Origin of the sequence: Reichenbachiella sp. (genome assembly GCF_965233835.1) — a bacterium.
Classification (GTDB): domain Bacteria; phylum Bacteroidota; class Bacteroidia; order Cytophagales; family Cyclobacteriaceae; genus Reichenbachiella.
Genome location: NZ_OZ247585.1, coordinates 3946377 through 3966199 on the forward strand (window position 1 = coordinate 3946377; position 19823 = coordinate 3966199).

Here is a 19823-nt window from a genome sequence, read left to right on the forward strand (position 1 = left end):
CCTATTTGGCTGCAGGCTCAAGTGCATCAATTACCTCTTGCATTTTGTTTCTGGTGTATTTACCTGAAGTATTGTATATAATCTTTCCTTCTGGATCGAGAACATAAAAGTAGGGCACATCATTACCGTCGAAATTGAGTGCCTTTTTATACTGCTTGAGTGTTCCTTTATAAAAAAGTACAAGATGTTGAAGTTCAGGGGCCACGGTCTCCTGTACTTTCTTCATAGTACTTTTGTATGCGGCTCTTTTGGCACCAGTGAACATCGGAATAATGTACATATTGAGATCGTATTCAAAACTAAAAAAGGCATTCGGGTCAGGTTCTGTCAAGAATTGATTGTACAACGGATTGAACCAAGAACCTAGATCTTTTTCTGACTTTTTGGAGAATGCCAGAGCAATCAAACTGTATTTTCCATTCAAGTCTGAGGGAATATTGACCGTATCATATCTCAAGCTCTCCCCTTCCATATCAGGAAAAATATCGCCCACTTGAGCAAAACTGCTACTTGCACTAAAAATCAGTATGGTTGCTAGTAAATTTTTCATTGAATTCATCTTTTAGTTGGATCCCGCTAATCTAATCATTCCTTTATCTTCTAATAGCAGAAAAAAGACATAAAAAAAGCCGATAGAATTCTATCGGCTTTTCCTCAGGTGCAATTTTCTTAATTGTTTGCCTTTTCGTCTAGTGCTGGCCTGCTATCTCTATTTACTAGTTCCCAAGCGGTATAGAATACCAAACGCGTTCTTTTTAAGTACACGTCTCTCTCTATTTTCTCAACTGTATCCGTTTCTTTATGATAATCATCGTGAGATCCCGTGGTATAGAATATTACTGGAATGCCGTTTTTAGCAAAGTTCCAGTGGTCAGACCTGTAATAGATTTGCTCTGGGTGATTCTCATCGTTGTACACATAGTTAAGCTCCAAGTTAGTATATGTAGCATTGGCTTTTTCACTGATCTCATGTAGTTCGGTAGAAAGTTTATCCGAACCTACCAAGCAGACATAATCCTTGCCATTATAGTTTTCATCATCATTTCTTCCGATCATATCCATGTTTAGGTTTGTTACTGTATTGGCTAGAGGAAACACAGGATTGTCAGCATAATATTCAGAACCCAAAAGGCCTTTTTCCTCGCCGGTAAAAGCTAAGAACAACATGCTTCTTCGCGGTCCGTTACCATCAGCCTTAGCCATAGCAAACGCCTCTGCCATTTCCATAACGCCAGCAGTACCTGAACCGTCATCATCTGCCCCGTTGAATATTTTATCACCTCTCCTTCCTAAATGATCATAATGTGAGGTAATTACCACCAATTCATCTTTCAAATCAGAACCTTCCAAATAGCCCATCACGTTTTCAGAGCTAATTTTTTTGACTTCCTTCTCAATAGAAACTGTCAACTTACCTTTTTTAATTTTGTTAAAGCCGGCGTTATCTTCTGAAAAAGCAATCGCACTCAATTTATCATAAGGTTTGCCCAGCACATCCTTGAGTAAGCTAGGGGCTAAAAAGTACATCCCCAAAAAATCGCCTTCTTCAATACCAGTATCTACCGTCATACGACCGGCTTCAAGGTATCCACGGTAAGATGTCAATAGCTGATCTAGTATTTCATCTGTTGCGGTTCTCACAGCAATCAACGCTTTGGCTCCGTTAGCTGCAGCAATTTTACTAGCTTTTAAAGTGGCTCTGTAGTTATTGTCTCCGATCATCAATACGAATTTCCCTTTGACATCAAGTGATTCATACCTTTCAGCTGCACCATTGCCCACAAAAATCACTTCTTCTGTCATTTCACCAGAAGTCACCCCTGTACCTACGAATACATTCTTGTCGAAATTTTCATATTTCGTTTTCCCAATTTTCATATAGGCATTTTTAGTCTTTGAAGAAACCAAAGGCACATTTTGGTAATAACTCATTTGATCCCCTTGATTTACGGGAGCTTTCAGTCCTAAACTTTGAAAATGATCACTAAGAAGTGCTGCTGCCATTCGTTGGCCTCTCTCTCCTGTTTCCCTTCCTTCTAATGCATCTGAAGCCAGGATACTTAGTTGATCCATCAGGTCTTCTTCGGTAATAGTGTTGGCATATTTTACCGCCAATTCGGATTTTTGAGCCTGAATATTCAGTGCTGCTAAGGTTAGTAAACCCAAAAATATCTTTCTCATAAAAGTCGATGTTTAATAGTTATGCGAAGATAAGAAATGGTGTGACGCCCGTTCACATTTTTATACCAATGGTCAAAACATCATGAATACGGCAGCAAGTGCAGTCATGAACATGACAAACCATCTAAAACCCTGATCGGAAATTTTCTTGATTACATAAATCCCTAAATAGGCTCCTATTGCAATCATGGGTAGTGCTGTTAAATCCAAAAGTGCAGAATTCAAATCAATGGTTTGCCAGCTCCAAATATGAAACGGAACCTTAAACCAGTTGACGGCCATAAAAAACCAGGCAGCTGTACCGATAAACTCATTCTTGGGCATTCGCATAGATAGGAGATAAAGCGCCATTGTGCTGCCTGCCAAATTTCCCACCATAGTGGTAAACCCGGCAGCAACTCCAAGGAGCATAGCAAACCACCAATAATCAGGTATTTTATCTTTGTTGACGCGTTCCAACCAAATCATTATTCCTAAGCTTAGAAAAATGATCACCCCCATGATAGTCCGAAAGAGCTGATCATCTATATAGTTTCCTGTCCACGTACCTAACAAGACCCCAATCACTGCCCATGGAAACAACCTGATTAGGTGTTTCCATTCTGCATGACGGTGATAATATGCTACTCCGAACACGTCAGCCATTATCAAAAGTGGTAGCATCAAGCCACTCGAAGCCTTCCCTCCAAAAGTAGCAGCCAACAAGGGCACAGCGATCATTCCCATGCCATGCACACCGGTTTTCGACATGCCGATTAGCACTCCAACAAGCAAAAAAGTAGCAAAAGAGAGGTAAGTAAGTTCGTAGGAAAATAGTGTGATCAAGTCCTTTTTTTGCTGCGAAGATACCGGATTTGAAATCAACCAAAAGAAAATAGCTTTCTCAAGTTTTACTTTGAGAAAGCTATTTTAAACATTATTCAGAATTTAGGTTTTCTGCAGGGTTGGCACGAGCCGCTTGAACAGATTGAGCCCCGACAGTTACCCATGCGATCAGAAACACAAGAGCACATGAGCCAATGATTAACCCAACGCCAATATCTGTTCGGTAAACAAATCCTTCTAACCATTTACCCATCAGGTAATACCCCAAAGGCACGGATATCACAATGGCTATAGATAAAAGTTTTGAAAAAGAAGAGAACAACATTCTCACCACATTGCTCACGGTAGCTCCTAAAACCTTGCGAATACCTATTTCTTTTTTGCGCTGTTCGGCAGTAAAAGACGCCAAGGCAAACAATCCTAAACAAGCAATAACAATCGCCAAAGAAGAAAAGAAGCTAAATATGGTACCCAATCGACGTTCTTCCTCGAGTTTAGCTTGGTATTCCTGATCCATAAACGAATATTCAAAAGGTTGACCTGGGGCATGTTCTTTCCATACCCTCTCTACTTTAGAAACTAACCCGAGCGGATCATCCGATTTGTATCTAATCGCCATAGAATAGTTCGCATCAGTGTTTAGAAAAAACACCAACGGCATTATTTTCTGCTTAAAGGAATCAAAGTAAAAATCTTCGACCACACCAATGATGGTTATTTTATTCTCTTCTGACACACGTTTGATCTTTTTCCCAACAGGGTCTTCATACCCTAACCGTTTAGCCATCGACTGATTGATCACAACAGACGCGGTATCAATAGCTCTACTATCATCAAAGTTTCGGCCACTCACAACTTTCATGTCCAAGGTAGGAATGTAACGATCATCTACTTGCCAAACCTGTGCAGATATAGCGTGCTCTGCTCCACTATTCTCTTCTCTATTGAATGGGAAGTCACTACGCCCTCCTCGCGTAGGAAGGAAAAAGCTTGCTGTTGCATTTTCTATTTCCGAATCATTCAACAACTCATTTCTGAATGCTTCTAGTCCTTCCTCCAAGGTGTACGTGTTATCAACAATCATAATCTGTTCTGTATCATAACCCAATCGTTTATTTTGACTATAGCGCAATTGTTTATAAACTACCGCTGTAGCCATGATCATAATGATTGAAATAGAGAATTGAAAAACCACTAAAAGGTTTCTCAGTTTTCCGCTTTTCATACCTGTACTCAAATTGCCTTTCAATACGGCAATGGGCTGAAATCTCGAAAGGAAAAAGGCTGGGTAAACTCCTGCCAACAAACCGATCATCAAACTACTAATTAGTACATAAGGCCAAAGATTAAGTACACCAAACAATGGGTCAACTATATTTTTGCCAGTAAAGGCATTAAAGTATGGCAATACCAAATACACCATTACAATGGCTAGTACAAATGAGATCAAACTGATAACCGTTGATTCTGTAAGAAACTGAGCGATCAAGAATCTTTTCCTAGAACCCATTACTTTTCTCATGCCTACCTCTTTGGCTCTACCGGCAGACTTGGCCGTAGCCAAATTCATAAAATTGATACAAGCCAAGAGTAAGATGAACAACCCAACTGCACTAAAAAGATAGATGTTATCAATGCTGCCATTCGCCTCTATCTCAGCACCGAGATTGGAATGCAAATGGATATCTGTCATTGGCATCAGGGTGTATTCAAGTACATTACCTGATGCCTCGAATTCTTCCATTGATATTTGCGCCATTTCTTGTAGTCTTGGGCTGAAATAGGTCTTCAAAATTTCTGGTAATTTCCTATTGACCTCCTGATAATCCGCACCATCTTTCAGCATAAAATAATTAGAGTAGTTATTTGACAACCAAACAGTGTTTTTGCTATGTTCATATCCCTCCATAGAAAAGAGCACATCGAAATGAAAATGGGTTTGATGTGGCAAGTCTTCATATACTCCATCTACCTGGTATAAAGTACCATCACTAGATTTGACCGATTGCCCTACTGGGTTTTCATACCCAAAAAATTTTTCACTTGTACTCCGAGACAGCAACACAGACTCCGGTTTCTCCAGTGCGGTTTCACTTCCTCCATGGATAAATCGAAGCTTAAAGATGTTGAGAATAGAAGCATCTGCAAAAGCAACATTTTCCTGTTTGATAAAGTAATCTCCTTTTTGCAAGAGCACTGGAACATTGGTTCTAAACCTGCCCGACTCGATGATTTCCGGCACATCAGCTTTTAAAGCATCTTTCATAGGGGCAGGTGACTGCGCCATTCGAAATTCGTTGCCATTGAATAGCACATGGGACGAAATCCGGTAAATGTTTTCATGGTCGTCGAAGTGCTTATCATAGTTGAGCTCATCTTTGACAAAAATTCCAATAATCAGACAACATGCTATGGCAATGGCCAGCCCTGAAACATTGATCACAGAATAGAATCGCTGCTTTTTCAGATTGCGAAAAGCAATCAGAAAGTTGTACTTGAACATAATTTTGATATTTGAGTTTTGACTTTTTTTTATTGCAAAAGGGCGCAAGAAATTGAGTACTTGAAACCAATAGATAAGTGCTGAAACCCACCTGCCCTTCTTTGAGTAGTTCTTTTGAAGATGTTCATATAAATCACCCTGTATCTCTTCTAGTAAATAGCCCTTACAGAATAATTCTAAAAACAGGTCGGCCCACTTTGGGGGTTGGACATCCATCATCAGACGGTTTTAATGGTATACTGTTCCCAAAGGTTTACTCTTAAATCACGAGATAATTCGAGCGCCTTTCTTCCCGCAGCAGTAATTTCAAATATTCTCTTTCTTCTACCACCGCGTTCCTTGGTAGCTCCTCCTAACCTGGAATTGAGTAACCCTTTGTCTTCCAACCTACTGAGCACCGCATGTACCGCTCCTATGGTTGTATTTCTCCCTGCTTGCTCCTTAACCAGCTCCATAATAGCCAACCCGTAGGCCTCTTCACCAGCGATCCCCACTATGAGCAATACTATCTCTTCAAATTCACCAAGGTTTGATCCTTTCATAAGCTTTTGCAGTATTTTGTTCTACAAACATAGAAGATATTACGAAAGTTTAAAATCATTTGTTCTACAAATACAGAATTAATTGCATAAAAAAACCGCTACAGTTCAAAATAGAAGTGTAGCGGCCCAAGCGTTTACCAATACTTCCTAAAGACTCTGTTCTAACAATCTGGCGTTCTCAAACAAAATATTATTCTCAAGATGAATATGCCTATGCAGATCATTGACAAATTCATCCAGCTTGGCAAAAGCCACCTGATAAGTATTGCATGCGTCTTCTGGTGGCGTAAAATTGCTCGACAACGCTGCAATTTGCTTAAACGCATCCCCCTCAAAATCATGCTCTCCTTCCATCCCTTGTATTGGATTGGAAATACTTCCAAACGGAAATGGAGGCATCGGTTTGCCATTCATCTTTGCTTGCTCTATGGCTTCAATGGCAGGAAATAAGATCATCTCCTCTTTTTTCATGTGATCATATAAGGCATCCGTCGCTTCTTCGAAGATTTCTCTGATTTGTATCAATTCAGGGTGTCGCTCTCCATGAACATTGGCAATTTTGTCAAGCAGTTGAAATAGGTAAGGCACGGTATCCTCAATATAAGCATGGTGAACCTCAACTATATGTTTAATGAGTTGTGCATTGGTCCACCCTTCATAGGATATGGAATGATCGTTCCGGTTTCTTAAAGCATGAAGTTCCTCTAGTACGTTCTCCACATTCAGTCCATTTTTTTCACAGGCTTCGAATAAAGACACTTTTCCTCCACAACAAAAATCCAATCCATTAGCGCTGAATATTTGCGCGGCTCTAAAATCTTTTTTTACAATATTCGCTATCGTTTCTTGTTTATTGATCTGCATGATTTCCCTTATTTTTGATCAAAATTAAAAAGCCTAACACATCGATTTTATGACCCAAATCATAAGAGAAAAAAATGATTAACCCGAGCATTTTAGAACAAGCGGGAGCCAAGAAAATACAATTCAAAAAAGGGGAATGGATTTTCAGACAAGGTGACCATGCGCTTAGTTATTTTCAAGTGATTCGAGGCCAGATCAAGATGAGCAATTTCAGCGAACAAGGCCAAGAATTTGTTCAGGGACTATTCTCTGAAGGTCAGAGTTTTGGCGAGCCTCCTCTATTTGTTGATGTCACTTATCCGGCCAGTGCATTGGCTACTACGGATTGTGAATTGCTTAAGCTAGGAAAGGAAAAATTCATGAACCTACTTCTCTCCAATCCAGAAGTAAACCTGGAAGTATCAAAAAACCTTGCCAAGAGACTTCATTACAAGGCTGTGATGGCAACGGAGATCTCAAGTCATGATCCAGAACATAGAATTCTAACTTTGCTAAAATACCTGAAAGCCGAAATGAATCTAGATGCTGATGCCTTATTTGCCATTGAACTTACCCGTCAGCAAATCGCTGACATGACTGGCTTGAGAGTGGAGACTGTTATTCGCGCGATCAAAAAAATGGAATCTGAGAACATTCTTCAAATCAAGAACAGAAAGGTGTATTTGTAATAAGCTTCTCGGCAGCAGGAAAGAGTGCACTCATAAAGCACGAATCAATAAATATAATTATTTCAAGATGAAGTTTTACCTATGCTTGAACTTTCAAGGAAAATCTAGGTCCCATCCAATTCTTTATTGATTATTACTATTTTTACCTAATGGCAATAATTGTACTATGATTGAAATCAATCGGAACAATAGAAACCATTCCACAACTGACTAAACTTATCAAAGAAGCAATCAAAAAATTGCATTTTTATCATTTAAGCAAGAGCAAATAAAAACTATTCAGCTATGACTACAGTGTTCCGAACCCTAAGAGATGATGAAATAGAAATCGTAATGAACGCTCCTGCAATGGTTGCTATGCTAATAGCCGGCGCAGACGATGATGTGGACAAAGATGAAATTGCCGAGGCTATTCATTATGCAACAACGGCAAAGCATCGCTACGATAAACTTGGTGAGTATTTCGAAGATATAGCCACTCAGTTTGAAGATATTTTCAAGAACTACATTTCCGACCTACCGACAGATTTGGACACCAGACAACATGCGATCACCTCTTATCTTCGTCAGCTCAATGGTATACTGCCTAAAGTAGAACCCGAGGTTGCTAAGCAAGTGCACCAATTTTTACTGGATTTAGCCAAAGTGGTAGCAGAAGCATCTGGCGGTGTTTTTGGAATCAAAAAAATAAGCAAGGTTGAGGCTCAGTGGCTTCCGTTGGATATGATTGATAAACCAGCAGATTACGAAATGATGTAATCCAAATCAAGGAAAAACTAAAAAGCCAGTTTCGCAAATCGAATACTGGCTTTTTTTATAGCCATTTGCAACTATTTGAGTGGAGTGACAATCTATAGTCTAGATATAAGCAAAAACTCAACTCATGTTTAAACACAACTTGGTTCTTACCATACGGAACTTCAAAAGATTTAAAAGTTCCTTTTTCATCAATTTGATTGGCCTATCCACAGGATTAGCCTGCACCATGTTCATTTACCTCTGGGTGACAGATGAAATGAATACGGATAAATATCACGTCAACGATGAACGTCTCTTTCAGGTAATGGAACATCAGCAATATGCCGACAATATCATGACAACCTGGTCAACTCCTGGACTTTTAGCAGAAGCTCTCAAAGAGGAATTTCCAGACATTGAACATGCTGCTACCACTACTTGGGTAAATAAAATGACACTTACCTATGAAGACAAAAATCTAAAGTCAGAAGGTTGGTACGTAGGTTCAGATTTCTTCAAAATATTCTCCTATGATTTGATCTCCGGATCTCCAGATCAGGTTCTTCTAGACAAGAATAAAATTGTAATTTCTGACGCCCTGGCCCTTTCAATTTTCGGAACTACCGAAAACCTAATAGGCAAATCGTTAAAACTGAATCACGACGATTCATTCTTAATATCGGGTGTATTTAAAAAAATGCCTCCTGCTTCTAGTAATGTTTTTGATTTTGTACTCTCTTTTGAAAAGTTTAAAGAAGACAACGAATGGGTAACTCGATGGGGCAATAATGGCCCTCGTACTTATGTTACGATTAATGCAGGTGCTACAGATGAGGAAGTAACGAGAAAAATTGCGGAGTTCGTTAAAACAAAAAATGAAAGCTCAAATGTGACACTTTTTCTCAAAAAATTCTCAGACAACTATTTATACGGAAGATATGAAAACGGACATTTGACTGGAGGCCGAATAGAGTACGTACGACTTTTTTCCATCATAGCAGTGTTCATCCTTCTAATTGCTTGCATCAATTTCATGAACTTGTCTACTGCAAGGGCTTCACGGAGAGCCAAAGAGGTCGGCATTAAAAAAGCTGTTGGCGCACCAAAATCAACCATAATAACGCAATACATGACAGAATCATTGACCATGTCTTTAATCTCATTTGCAGTTTCTATAATTATGGTTTATCTCCTTCTTCCACAATTCAATGAGATCACTGGGAAGCAAATTTCAAATTCTTTTGATCTGCCCGTAATCCTTGTGTTTTTTGCTCTTACCATTTTTACCGGAATTATATCAGGCAGCTACCCAGCTATTTACTTATCAAGCTTTACTATCGTAAAAGTATTAAAGGGAGAGATGAAAAGTTCGCTTGCCGAACTATGGGCCCGAAAAGGTTTAGTTGTTTTTCAGTTTACACTTTCCATCATTCTGATTGTATCTGTAATGGTCATTTACAAACAAATTGACTATGTACAATCAAAAAGCCTGGGCTACAACAAAGACAACATGATCTATTTTGATCAGGAAGGTAAAGTAGAGAGCAACGTAGAAACATTTCTAAACCAACTCAAATCCATTCCAGGAATCGTATCTGCAACCAGTACTGGACACACGCTGCTGCAGCGAAACAACAACACCTCCGGTTTAGAATGGGAAGGCAAAGACCCTGAGGCCAATATTCTTTTTGAAAACGTCAGAACCAATTATGACATTTTCCAAACACTCGGTATTGAATTTAAAGAAGGGAGACCATTTTCCAGATCATTTGGTACGGATACTGCGAAGATCATTTTCAATGAAGCGGCTATTAAAGCAATGAACATGGAAGAACCAATCGGAAAAACTATTACGCTTTGGGGAGACAACAAGCTAGAAATAATCGGCGTGGTCAAAAACTTTCATTTTCAATCCCTACACAATGAAGTAAAACCACTGTTTTTTATACTTACTCCGGAAGACACCTGGCACATAATGGCTAGAATACAAGCGGGTACAGAGAAACAAACACTCGCAGAATTAAAGGCCTTCTATGAAGAATTCAATTCTGGATTTGCCTTTGAGTATGAGTTCATGGACGAAACGTATAAAGCGCACTACGAAGCTGAGCAACGGGTATCAACGCTATCTAGGTTTTTCGCTGGTATGGCTATCGTTATTTCATGCCTAGGCCTTTTCGGATTAGCAAGCTTCACTGCGGAACGAAGACAAAAAGAAATAGGCATTAGAAAAGTCCTAGGGTCTAGTGTTATGAATATTGTATATCTACTTTCGACTGACTTCACCAAGCTTGTGGGCCTATCTATACTCTTAGCTCTTCCAATCAGCTATTATCTCATCAGTGATTGGCTCGACCAATTTGCCTTCCGCATCAGTTTACAGGTATGGTTTTTTGTGGGTGCCGGTTTTCTCTCTCTGGTCATCGCCTGGCTCACCGTTGGGTCACAAGCATTGAGAGCTGCGCACGTCAATCCAGCAGAATGTTTAAGAGACGAATAAAGATTTTTGATTGATGGTTATATTGAAACGACTGCATATTGCAGTCGTTTTTTTATTCCACTATATATTTGTTGAAAACTAAAAGCCTATGTCCTACGATGAACCTGTAATGAAACAACTCCTCCGGTCAATTCCTCAAATCGGTAAAGTAGAATGGATAGGCATCCGACAGGAACGCAAAGCATTTCCCACGGCAGTAGATCAAGTCATAGCCAAGAAAAAAACAGGACTAGACGGAGATCATTTTAAAGGAAGTCTTTCCGGAAAAAGGCAGGTGACTTTGATTCAGAAGGAACACTTGGATGCCGTAGCTGCCATGCTCGACAAAGACAATATAGATCCAGGGCTCACTCGAAGGAATATTGTTGTCTCAGGAATCAATCTACTATCTCTCAAATCTCAAAAGTTTAAAATTGGAGAAGTTATTCTGGAAACTTCAGGAATCTGCGCCCCATGCAATAGAATGGAAGAAAATCTGGGTCCAGGCGGTTATAGCGCTATGCGAGGACATGGAGGTATCACAGCAAAAGTAGTTTCTGAAGGATCTATTAAGGTTGGGGACAACATTTCGTTAGAATAAAATTTTGATACCCCTCTGCTTGAACACTCGAAAAATCAAGCACGTTATATAATTATTTTAATATAAAATTTAAGTATTGACTGATTTTCGATGCCTATTATGTAAATAAACGAATAGAACCCATCATTCATCGAAAACGATAGCCTTTACTAGATATAGCTGTTATTTTACTAACCCCATTCCCCATCATTTATCCCTTTCTTGTTAAGAATCATTATATTAACAGCTATGACTATAGATAATTTTTCGGAAAAAAGGGCTATGGTGCGAATGCAACAAATCTTTGATTTGTTTACCGAACTTTCCGCTGATCAATCTTATCATTTTGACAAAGTACTCAAGAGAGCTACTGAACTGGTCGAAATGGACATTGGAATTATCAGTCACATCGACAAAAGCAGGTATGAAGTGCAGGAAGTATTCTGTACTGGAGAGGATGTCATTGAAAAAGGACAATCCTTTAGCCTTGAGGACACCTATTGTAGCCTCACCTTTGCCAGTAACAATATTGTAGACCTAAATCACATAGGTGCGTCAGAACACTGCAGCCACCCTTGTTATCAAAACACTGAACTAGAAGCCTACATTGGTGTTCCAATTGTTGTAAGTGGTAAGAAGTATGGCACCCTCAATTTCTCTTCGCCATCACCAAGAAAAAATCACTTTAACCAATTTGACAGAGACTTTGTTCTCTACCTCGGGCAATGGCTTGGCCAGCATATTACCAGATTGGAATACGAAAAAAAGTTGAGTGAAAAGAACAAACAACTGCAAGAACTCCTCGATGAACGTGAAAAACTAAGTTCTATTCTGATCCATGACCTGAAGGCACCGCTAAATAACCTCAGCGGGCTTCTCGACATTTCTGAGTCTATGACCGACGAGCATGTAATTTCAGATATGATGAAAGACTCATTGAATCGAGCTTTTGGATTGATTAAAGATTTGCAGGAAATCAATCAGCTGGAGCAGGGACTAACCAAGTTTCAACCAACCGTATTGAACGGAGTTGAAATTGCAGAAATCATTATTGGCCAATTCATCAATGCTTCACAACAGAAAAACATCAATTTGGTTCTCTTGAGCATTGAAGAGTTGATACCCGTAGAATCAGACATGAAATTGCTCTGCCGATCTCTTAACAATCTTGTATCTAATGCAATCAAATTCTCGAATGCAGACTCTACTGTAGAGTTGAGCGTGTTTCAAGAAAACGATCAGTTGCACTATAGAGTCAAAGATCAAGGCCCTGGGATCAGTAAAGAAGATCAGAAGAAACTCTTTAAAAGGTTTCAGCGACTATCTGCAAAACCAACAGCCAACGAACACTCTTCTGGACTTGGTTTATACATCGTCAAAGAAAATTGTAAGATCATGAAAGGTGACATCGCTGTAGAAAGTAAGGTCGATCACGGTACAGCTTTTACATTGTCCATTCCACTGAAAGTGCAGGATAATTAGCGACAGCAAATACATGCCGTCGCTAAATCAAAAATTAAGTCACTAAACTAACTATGCTAAAATATCTTCACGAGTTGCAGGCAGCTTCCGGATACGTCGACCTGTAGCATCGAATATGGCATTCAGTACGGCTGGAGCCAAAGGTGGTGTAGCTGGTTCCCCTAAACCGGTAGGAGGTTCCTCACTGGGCACAAAATGCACCTCGATTTCTGGTACTTCATCGATTCGTAGCAATTTATTATTGTGAAAATTGCGTTGTTGAACGACTCCATTTTTGATATCGATTCCACCGTACTTCAGTGCAGACAGTGCCCAAATAATACTTCCCTCCACTTGTCCTCTTCCAAAATGTGGATTAACAACAATTCCACAATCCAACACACTGGTAATCTTCTTAATTCGAATCCCCAAATCTGAGTTACCCTTTTCAACTTCTACTATATGGGCACAAACTGTATCTGCAAAAAAATCTTCCATGGCAAAGCCTCTGCCTACTCCTGTAGACTTAGCTTTTTCCCACAATTGATTTTGTTCCACATAATTCAATACGCTTGTGTAGTTTTTTCTAAGTGTAGTTCGAAACTCCTTGACCACCTCATCAAAGGGCTTTTGTCCTTCGCGTGTAGGCCTATTGAACTTGACTGTTTCGATCTCCTTTGCCAGAAGTTCCTTTCTCATGGCCACCGGATCTTTTCCAAGCTCTATCGCTACTTCATCTATGAAGCACTCTTTGCCCATAGAGCTTGAGTGTACCTGCACACTTCTCCAGGCACCTTGATGCACCAACCCATCAACTGCATTGAGATAGGTATCCAGATGATCAACCGGATAAGGGTGCTCCCAAAGATGATCACCAGATCCGTAATCCACTGACTTAATGAGCTTCACTTGCATACCCGAAAACTCACCCTCTTTAAGCTTGGCGCTAAATCTAGATTCCTGAAAGGGGTGAAAATAGTCGTGCTGAATACCATCTTCTCGCGTCCATGTCAGTTTCACCGGCTGTTCAATTTGCTTTGAAATATAGGCGGCTTCAATTGAAGTATCAGGATAATATCTTCGACCAAAAGAACCTCCAGAGTTCTGCGTATGTACCTCAATTTTATCATCAGGAATACCTACTGCCTTGGCCACATTTAGTACAACGCTACTGGCATTCTGAGCACCTACCCATATTTGACATTTGTCTCCGTCATAATGGGCAGTCGCATTCATGGGTTCCATTAGGGCATGAGCCTGATGGGGATTGATATAGGTGGCTTCTATCTCACGATACCCGTCCTCGACTTTCAGCTTTTCATAGTTTCCTTGGGTATACACTGGTTTCCCAAACTGCTCTCCTGCTTTAGCAAATCCTTCTTCTATTTTCTTATTGTCATTGGATGCATTTTCTCCTAAGTTCCATTCAATTTTCAAGGCTTTTCGCCCTTTAAAGGCAGCCCAGGTAGAATTGGCTATCACTACGACCCCTTCCTGGATATGGTTCATGTCTTCTGCCGGCTCTAAAGCGGGCATGGCTAAGACCTGCGTTACTCCATTTACTTTTAGCGCTTCAGTATCATCAAAAGACTTTAGTTTGCCTTTGTACACCGGGCACTTCTCAATGGATGCATACACCATATTAGGCAAGTCCACATTGATGCCATAGTTAGCATCACCTGCCACTACACTTTCGGTGATTAGATTGCGAACAGACTGGCCAACGATCTTAAAATCCGCAGGTTTTTTGAACTCTACTTCTTCTGGTGCTTCCAGTTTGGAGGCCGTTTCAGCCAACTCACCAAAACTGATTTTTCTGGAGGTGCCTTTCTCGATCACCCATCCTTCTTCAACCTCCAGTTGATCGACAGATACCTCCCACTGATTTGCAGCAGCTGATTTGAGCATTTCACGAGCAGTAGCACCCATACGTCTCATCAGGTCCCAATGGTCTTGAATAGTCCCGCTACCACCAGTAGTTTCACGAATCACACCAATGTACTTCTTATCATAACCCGCTCGGTTCACTTTTACTTTAGACCAATCAGCACCCAACTCCTCCGCGAGTATCATAGGCAGTCCAGTACCCGAGCCTTGCCCCATTTCATGCGCAGTCAATTGAAAAATCACATTTCCGTCCAAGTCAATACTAAGAAAATGATTCAGTTCAGTAAAATCAGCTTCTCCACCGGATTGAGCCAACTTAGCCATCCCTGGCACAGATAAAGCTAACATGAAACCGCCGCCAGCTAATGAGCTGACTTTTAGAAATTCTCTTCTACTTGTTTTCATGGCTCTTGAGTTTTGGCTACTGATTGAATGGCTTTCATAATTCTGGGATAGGTACCACATCGACAAACATTACCTTTCATAGCTCTGTGAATCTGATCCTCACTAGGCTGGGGAATGCGCTCTAGTAAAGCCGCCGCCGACATGATTTGACCAGTTTGGCAATAACCGCATTGTGGTACATCAATTTTTTTCCACGCTTCCTGGACGGGGTGATCTCCATTTTCAGAAAGACCTTCGATGGTGATCACTGACTTGCCTTGCATTCGCTCTATGGGTATGACGCACGATCGAACTGGCGTACCATCCACATGTACTGTGCAAGCGCCGCACTGAGCGATACCACAGCCGTATTTGGTTCCATACAATTTCAATTGGTCTCGCAAGACCCACAACAAGGGCATGTCAGCATCGGCTTCTATGCTTTTTGGTTTTCCGTTAATGTTGAGTTGATATGTAGGCATATTATTTTTTTGATAGTTGGGGTGACAGGGTTTCAAAATCGGCCTCGTTACCCCAGGCGTTCTGGATATAGTTGATTACTTCGATGGTTTCCTTTTGAGATATTGGGATGGCAAGCATGCCTCCATTTCCAGGAGATCCTTTTTCGATGAGGTACTTTGCTCTCGCTGTAAAGTCGGAAGTGATGGATTCACGAGTAAGCGCCGGGTAAGTACCTCCCAGCCCCTTACCATCTGCTCCATGACAGCTCAGGCAATTCGCCAGATAGACCTCTTGCCCTCTGGCCCATTCTAGTTGTTGCTCATCCGACAAACGGCTGCATGCACTGAGGCCCCAGATTCCAATACATAGACCAACGATTTTGAGTTTTAAATTCATCTTTCGGTTCTTTTTAGAAATAAGCTAACGAAAAACGCTTTTGAAATGAACCCAGTTCCTACGTACGACAGAATAAAGACGATCAATGACGACTCATCAAGCCATCACCAAATCGCACACCCATTGAACGAATATGAACAGATCTAAATAGAGCATATACACGTAACTCACTGATTGTCTATTAGTTGAAAGTATCGGCACGCATTTTGGCATAGAAGTTCAAAAACCAAGACATGCTGAAAAACTACTTTAAAATTGCACTACGCACACATATCAAGAATAAGACCTACGCATTGATTAACATTCTAGGACTTTCCGTAGGGATCACTTGTGCTTCGTTAATTCTGTTTTACGTGGAAGATGAGTTGACCTATGATCAATTTCACAGCCAACATGAAAATATCTATCGCATAGTTGAATCAGACCATTCTGACCCCTCAGATGTGCAATATTACGGTCAAACCTCGCCAGGAGTGTCAAACGCCATGCTTAGTGATGTTCCAGGAATCGATGATCGAACCAGAGTCTTTCAACCAGGAGGACATATTGACATTTTATGGAGAGGAGATAAAGAGCAAGTCCGTGACTACCTGATTGCGGATCACAATTTTTTTGATTTTTTCGATTTTGAATTTGTCGCCGGAAACAAAGAGTCAGCCCTTAAGGATAAAAATTCGATTATACTAACAGAAAGCGCGGCTGAGCGATTTTTTGGAAAGGAAAACCCTATGGGTCAGACTATGAAGTGGACAGAGCTTCATGATGTAAAAGTTACAGCAGTTCTTAAAGACATTCCTGATAACTCGCACCTTCAATTCAGCATTCTACTTTCTTTTAATACCATTCAAGAAGAAGATGGTGGTGACGAATACCTTAGTAGCTGGAGAAGTTATGGTGCACACTCATATGTGCTTCTGAATCCATCCACTCATGTACAAGCGGTAGAAGATAAATTTTCCGAATTAGTTACCAAATACGACAAAAGAAATACTCCAGAAGAAAGAAAATTCAGTCTTCAAAAAATGGAAGACATATACCTGAATTCAGAAAACATTCAATATGGCATCACTGAGGCTAAGGGTAATGCTTTCTACATTAAGTTATTCGTTGGCATTGCCGTTTTTATAATGATCGTTGTTTGCATCAATTATGTGAACCTTTCCACAGCCAAATCTACTCAGCGAGCCAAGGAGATAGGTCTACGCAAAGTAAGTGGTGCCAGCAAAAAACAATTGATCTCACAGTTTTTGATTGAATCGATCGTTTTAGCTTTTTTCTCCTTCTTACTTTCTGTTTTGTTGATAGAAATCCTGCTGCCATATTTCAATGAGGTAGCCGGAAAAACCTTCGACCTAAACCAAGAAAATATCCTCAATATCTCCTTAATTATCTTCTGCATCACTTTATTTCTCGGAACTGCCTCAGGCTTCTATCCGGCCTTGGTGCTATCCAAACTGCAACCCGTAGCCAGTCTCAAAGGAGAGGTGAAATCCAATTCTATGAATGTGAGAAGTTCACTGGTAGTGGTACAATTTGCCATCAGTATCGTAATGCTTGTAGGGGCTATAGTTATTTACCAACAAATGAAATACATCGAAAACAAACAGCTTGGGTTCGATCAGGAAAATATGTTGGTGGTTGATATTAACTCTGGAAATGTTCGGAAGAATTTTGAAGCTATGAAATCCCAATTGGCACAAGTACCAGGTGTAGAAAAAGTGGCTACTTCTTCTCGTGTACCCGGTGAATGGAAAAATATAAGAAGGGTGGATTTCAAATCGCACCAAGCGAGTCAAGATTCAGTCAACTCCTATTTTATGTGCTTTGACGAACAAATGCTGGATACCTACCAATTCGAATTATTGGAAGGCTCCAATTTCACAGGAAACAAAGTCACAGATTCAACGAAAGTTATCTTGAACGAGGCTGCTGTGAAAGCGATGAACTTGGAAAATCCTGTTGGGCAAACTATCTATCTGTCTGCCAGAAATTCAGGTCCGATGCAAATCATAGGCGTGGTGAAGGATTTTCATTATCAATCCTTACATAGCGATATTGCCCCTATCGCCTTGGGCTATTGGGCCAATCCAGTCACAGCCATTGATTACTTTTCATTGAAGCTTAATACCTCCAATTTCAGTGAGACATTGGCTGGAGTTAATGCTGTTCACGACAAATTTGACACCAGCACATCCATGGAGTGGCACTTTTTGGACAGCCAAATCAACAACTTTTATGTGAATGACCAACGCATTGGTCAGCTCTTTGGAATTGGCGCTGTGATTATGTTGATTATTGCCGGGTTTGGCTTGTTTGGAATCACGTCATACATGATCGACAGGCGTAAAAAAGAAATTGGGGTGAGAAAAGTACTAGGCTCCACTGGTATTCAGTTGGTAGCCCTACTATTCAAATCTTATGGCAAGCAGGTACTGATCGCTTTTGGTGTAGCCGCACCATTTGCATACCTCTTCACCAACGAATGGTCGAGCCTTTTCACCTATAAAGAAACTATTTCAGTAGTAGTTTTTCTGATAGCTGGTTTAGTTGTGATGCTGTTTACTTTCCTCACGGTGAGTTACAGGGTGATCAACGCCGCCAGGCTAAACCCTGTAGATGTACTGAAAGACGAGTAGTTGGTTCTCCGTCTCAGTAATAAAATACTATAGGTCATTACTCAAATTGATAAGCCTACCACTCAGTCGCTGCTAACGACACAGGGTGGTAGGTTTTTTTATGCTACTCGGCCCCAACAACGATAGAAGTTGGCCGAAAGGACTGGCCAAACTTCACTCGCCATAACAAGAATTATTAGGATCATTAACAATGGCTGTCATTTCGACCAAAGAGTAACGAAGTGAGAAATCTTAATGAAATTCTTTAAGCGAAATGAAAATGTACCGAAAAAGCTACAATAAGATTTCTCTCTACGCCCTCCTTTGTCGGCTTGCTCGAAATGACAATAAACACATAATCAAAGTCCAGGTAGCTACAAAGCAGCCAACACCTCATCAAACAACCGCTTCACTTGCAAGTCGCCAAACCCATAAATACTCTCTCGTTGGTTGAATGCTTTGAAAACCGGCCCAAACTCTTTGGTATCCAACTCACTCATGATTTGTTTGAGCGATTCTTTTGGTCTGCCCAAGTTTCCATCCTTGGGTAGTCGATCCGAATGTGCTTGAATGGCAACGGGAATAAATGGAAATTCGCCCTGAAGTTCTTCTCCTAATTCGACCAGCTGATCTAAGTCTTCATGGCTGTATGATTCCCACAGTTGAGCCAGTCTATCCAAGTCATTGATCTGAACTCTGTCAGCAAAAGCCTGAGTCAGTCCCTCCTGATCCAGCGCCGCAAAACCGTATGGGGTATGCACTTCGGGCCTGACCAAATAGACTTTACAGTGCTCTGTAAATTGATTCAAAAGGTAGCAGGTAAACCAAAAATTCACCTGACAAAACAAGTCGTCTTCGAACCAAAGATTGATTTCCGACTGAGATGGAATGTTCTTGATTTTTTCAAACTCGTTAATAGTTTTGATTTTGTATTCTTCTGTGGGAATATTATAAGTCTCAAATAGAAAGTTAGCCCTTACTTGAAATAGTTCTTCTAGACTATCACTTTTCACTGCTCCATCTACTAGACCCTCACGCGCTACCAGTATCTCTCCCTTGACAGTCTTAGGAAATTGTTCTTTCAGCGCATCTCCGTTTAAAATATGAAAAACCTTCATGCTTTTTGAATGATTTTATAGACTTTCTCAAAAGTTTTCAAACCGTCATCGCGAGTGCAACGAAGCGATCTTAAAGTTCAATGACGGAACGTATGATAAGATTGCTTCACATTGTTCGCA

General features: G+C 40.5%; 16 protein-coding genes and 1 pseudogene. 6 read left to right on the top strand and 11 right to left on the bottom strand.

Annotated elements, in window-relative coordinates:
• Position 1 precedes the first annotated feature (1 nt).
• The 7 genes and pseudogenes from ACO6S2_RS16655 to ric form a co-directional block, all read right to left on the bottom strand.
• Positions 2 to 550 carry a hypothetical protein gene (locus ACO6S2_RS16655; protein ID WP_422359690.1) on the bottom strand — a complete coding sequence of 183 codons (549 nt, stop codon included), beginning with the start codon at positions 548 to 550 and terminating at the stop codon, positions 2 to 4.
• A 119-nt stretch (positions 551 to 669) separates the two neighbouring features.
• Entirely contained in the window at positions 670 to 2181 is a 1512-nt protein-coding gene (locus ACO6S2_RS16660; protein WP_422359691.1) for a M28 family peptidase, read from the bottom strand.
• Positions 2182 to 2253: 72 nt separating this feature from the next.
• Positions 2254 to 3006: a sulfite exporter TauE/SafE family protein gene (locus ACO6S2_RS16665; protein ID WP_422359692.1), complete on the bottom strand. Its 753-nt coding sequence runs from the start codon at positions 3004 to 3006 to the stop codon at positions 2254 to 2256.
• Positions 3007 to 3097: 91 nt separating this feature from the next.
• Complete coding sequence (locus ACO6S2_RS16670; RefSeq protein ID WP_422362453.1) at positions 3098 to 5509, bottom strand: ABC transporter permease; 2412 nt, start codon at positions 5507 to 5509, stop codon at positions 3098 to 3100.
• Positions 5510 to 5542: 33 nt separating this feature from the next.
• Positions 5543 to 5728: pseudogene (locus ACO6S2_RS16675) on the bottom strand (permease prefix domain 2-containing transporter); the annotation flags it as partial.
• Entirely contained in the window at positions 5728 to 6051 is a 324-nt protein-coding gene (locus tag ACO6S2_RS16680; RefSeq protein ID WP_422359693.1) for a PadR family transcriptional regulator, read from the bottom strand. The gene ACO6S2_RS16680 and the pseudogene ACO6S2_RS16675, both read right to left, overlap by 1 nt.
• A gap of 147 nt (positions 6052 to 6198) precedes the next feature.
• Positions 6199 to 6915, bottom strand: coding sequence for an iron-sulfur cluster repair di-iron protein (gene ric / locus ACO6S2_RS16685; RefSeq protein WP_422359694.1), 717 nt, complete (start codon positions 6913 to 6915; stop codon positions 6199 to 6201).
• Between the two features lie 74 nt (positions 6916 to 6989).
• Between ric and ACO6S2_RS16690 the strand changes: the two genes are divergently transcribed.
• The 5 genes from ACO6S2_RS16690 to ACO6S2_RS16710 all read left to right on the top strand — a co-directional run bounded on the left by ACO6S2_RS16690 (position 6990) and on the right by ACO6S2_RS16710 (position 12862).
• Positions 6990 to 7583 carry a Crp/Fnr family transcriptional regulator gene (locus ACO6S2_RS16690; RefSeq protein ID WP_422359695.1) on the top strand — a complete coding sequence of 198 codons (594 nt, stop codon included), beginning with the start codon at positions 6990 to 6992 and terminating at the stop codon, positions 7581 to 7583.
• A gap of 285 nt (positions 7584 to 7868) precedes the next feature.
• Positions 7869 to 8342 (top strand): hypothetical protein, encoded by a 474-nt coding sequence (locus ACO6S2_RS16695; RefSeq protein WP_422359696.1) that lies wholly within the window; start codon positions 7869 to 7871, stop codon positions 8340 to 8342.
• A 124-nt stretch (positions 8343 to 8466) separates the two neighbouring features.
• Positions 8467 to 10821: an ABC transporter permease gene (locus ACO6S2_RS16700; protein WP_422359697.1), complete on the top strand. Its 2355-nt coding sequence runs from the start codon at positions 8467 to 8469 to the stop codon at positions 10819 to 10821.
• Positions 10822 to 10909: 88 nt separating this feature from the next.
• A complete protein-coding gene (locus ACO6S2_RS16705; RefSeq protein WP_422359698.1) occupies positions 10910 to 11401 on the top strand; it encodes an MOSC domain-containing protein in 492 nt (163 codons plus the stop codon).
• 228 nt (positions 11402 to 11629) lie between these two features.
• The gene (locus tag ACO6S2_RS16710; RefSeq protein WP_422359699.1) at positions 11630 to 12862 is read left to right on the top strand and encodes a GAF domain-containing sensor histidine kinase; all 1233 of its coding nucleotides are present in this window, start codon (positions 11630 to 11632) and stop codon (positions 12860 to 12862) included.
• Positions 12863 to 12913: 51 nt separating this feature from the next.
• Here the strand turns inward: ACO6S2_RS16710 and ACO6S2_RS16715 are convergent, their stop codons facing one another.
• Genes ACO6S2_RS16715 through ACO6S2_RS16725 form a run of 3 tightly spaced genes read right to left on the bottom strand, consistent with a single transcriptional unit; the run spans position 12914 to position 15970 of the window.
• Positions 12914 to 15133 (bottom strand): molybdopterin cofactor-binding domain-containing protein, encoded by a 2220-nt coding sequence (locus ACO6S2_RS16715; protein WP_422359700.1) that lies wholly within the window; start codon positions 15131 to 15133, stop codon positions 12914 to 12916.
• The gene (locus tag ACO6S2_RS16720; protein WP_422359701.1) at positions 15130 to 15594 is read right to left on the bottom strand and encodes a (2Fe-2S)-binding protein; all 465 of its coding nucleotides are present in this window, start codon (positions 15592 to 15594) and stop codon (positions 15130 to 15132) included. Before ACO6S2_RS16720 ends, ACO6S2_RS16715 begins: the two co-directional genes overlap by 4 nt.
• A gap of 1 nt (position 15595) precedes the next feature.
• Complete coding sequence (locus ACO6S2_RS16725; RefSeq protein ID WP_422359702.1) at positions 15596 to 15970, bottom strand: c-type cytochrome; 375 nt, start codon at positions 15968 to 15970, stop codon at positions 15596 to 15598.
• A gap of 233 nt (positions 15971 to 16203) precedes the next feature.
• Here ACO6S2_RS16725 and ACO6S2_RS16730 point away from each other — a divergent pair, with 233 nt between their 5' ends.
• Positions 16204 to 18606 carry an ABC transporter permease gene (locus tag ACO6S2_RS16730; RefSeq protein WP_422359703.1) on the top strand — a complete coding sequence of 801 codons (2403 nt, stop codon included), beginning with the start codon at positions 16204 to 16206 and terminating at the stop codon, positions 18604 to 18606.
• 353 nt (positions 18607 to 18959) lie between these two features.
• Here the strand turns inward: ACO6S2_RS16730 and ACO6S2_RS16735 are convergent, their stop codons facing one another.
• The gene (locus ACO6S2_RS16735) at positions 18960 to 19703 is read right to left on the bottom strand and encodes a DUF1835 domain-containing protein (RefSeq protein WP_422359704.1); all 744 of its coding nucleotides are present in this window, start codon (positions 19701 to 19703) and stop codon (positions 18960 to 18962) included.
• Positions 19704 to 19823 lie beyond the last annotated feature (120 nt).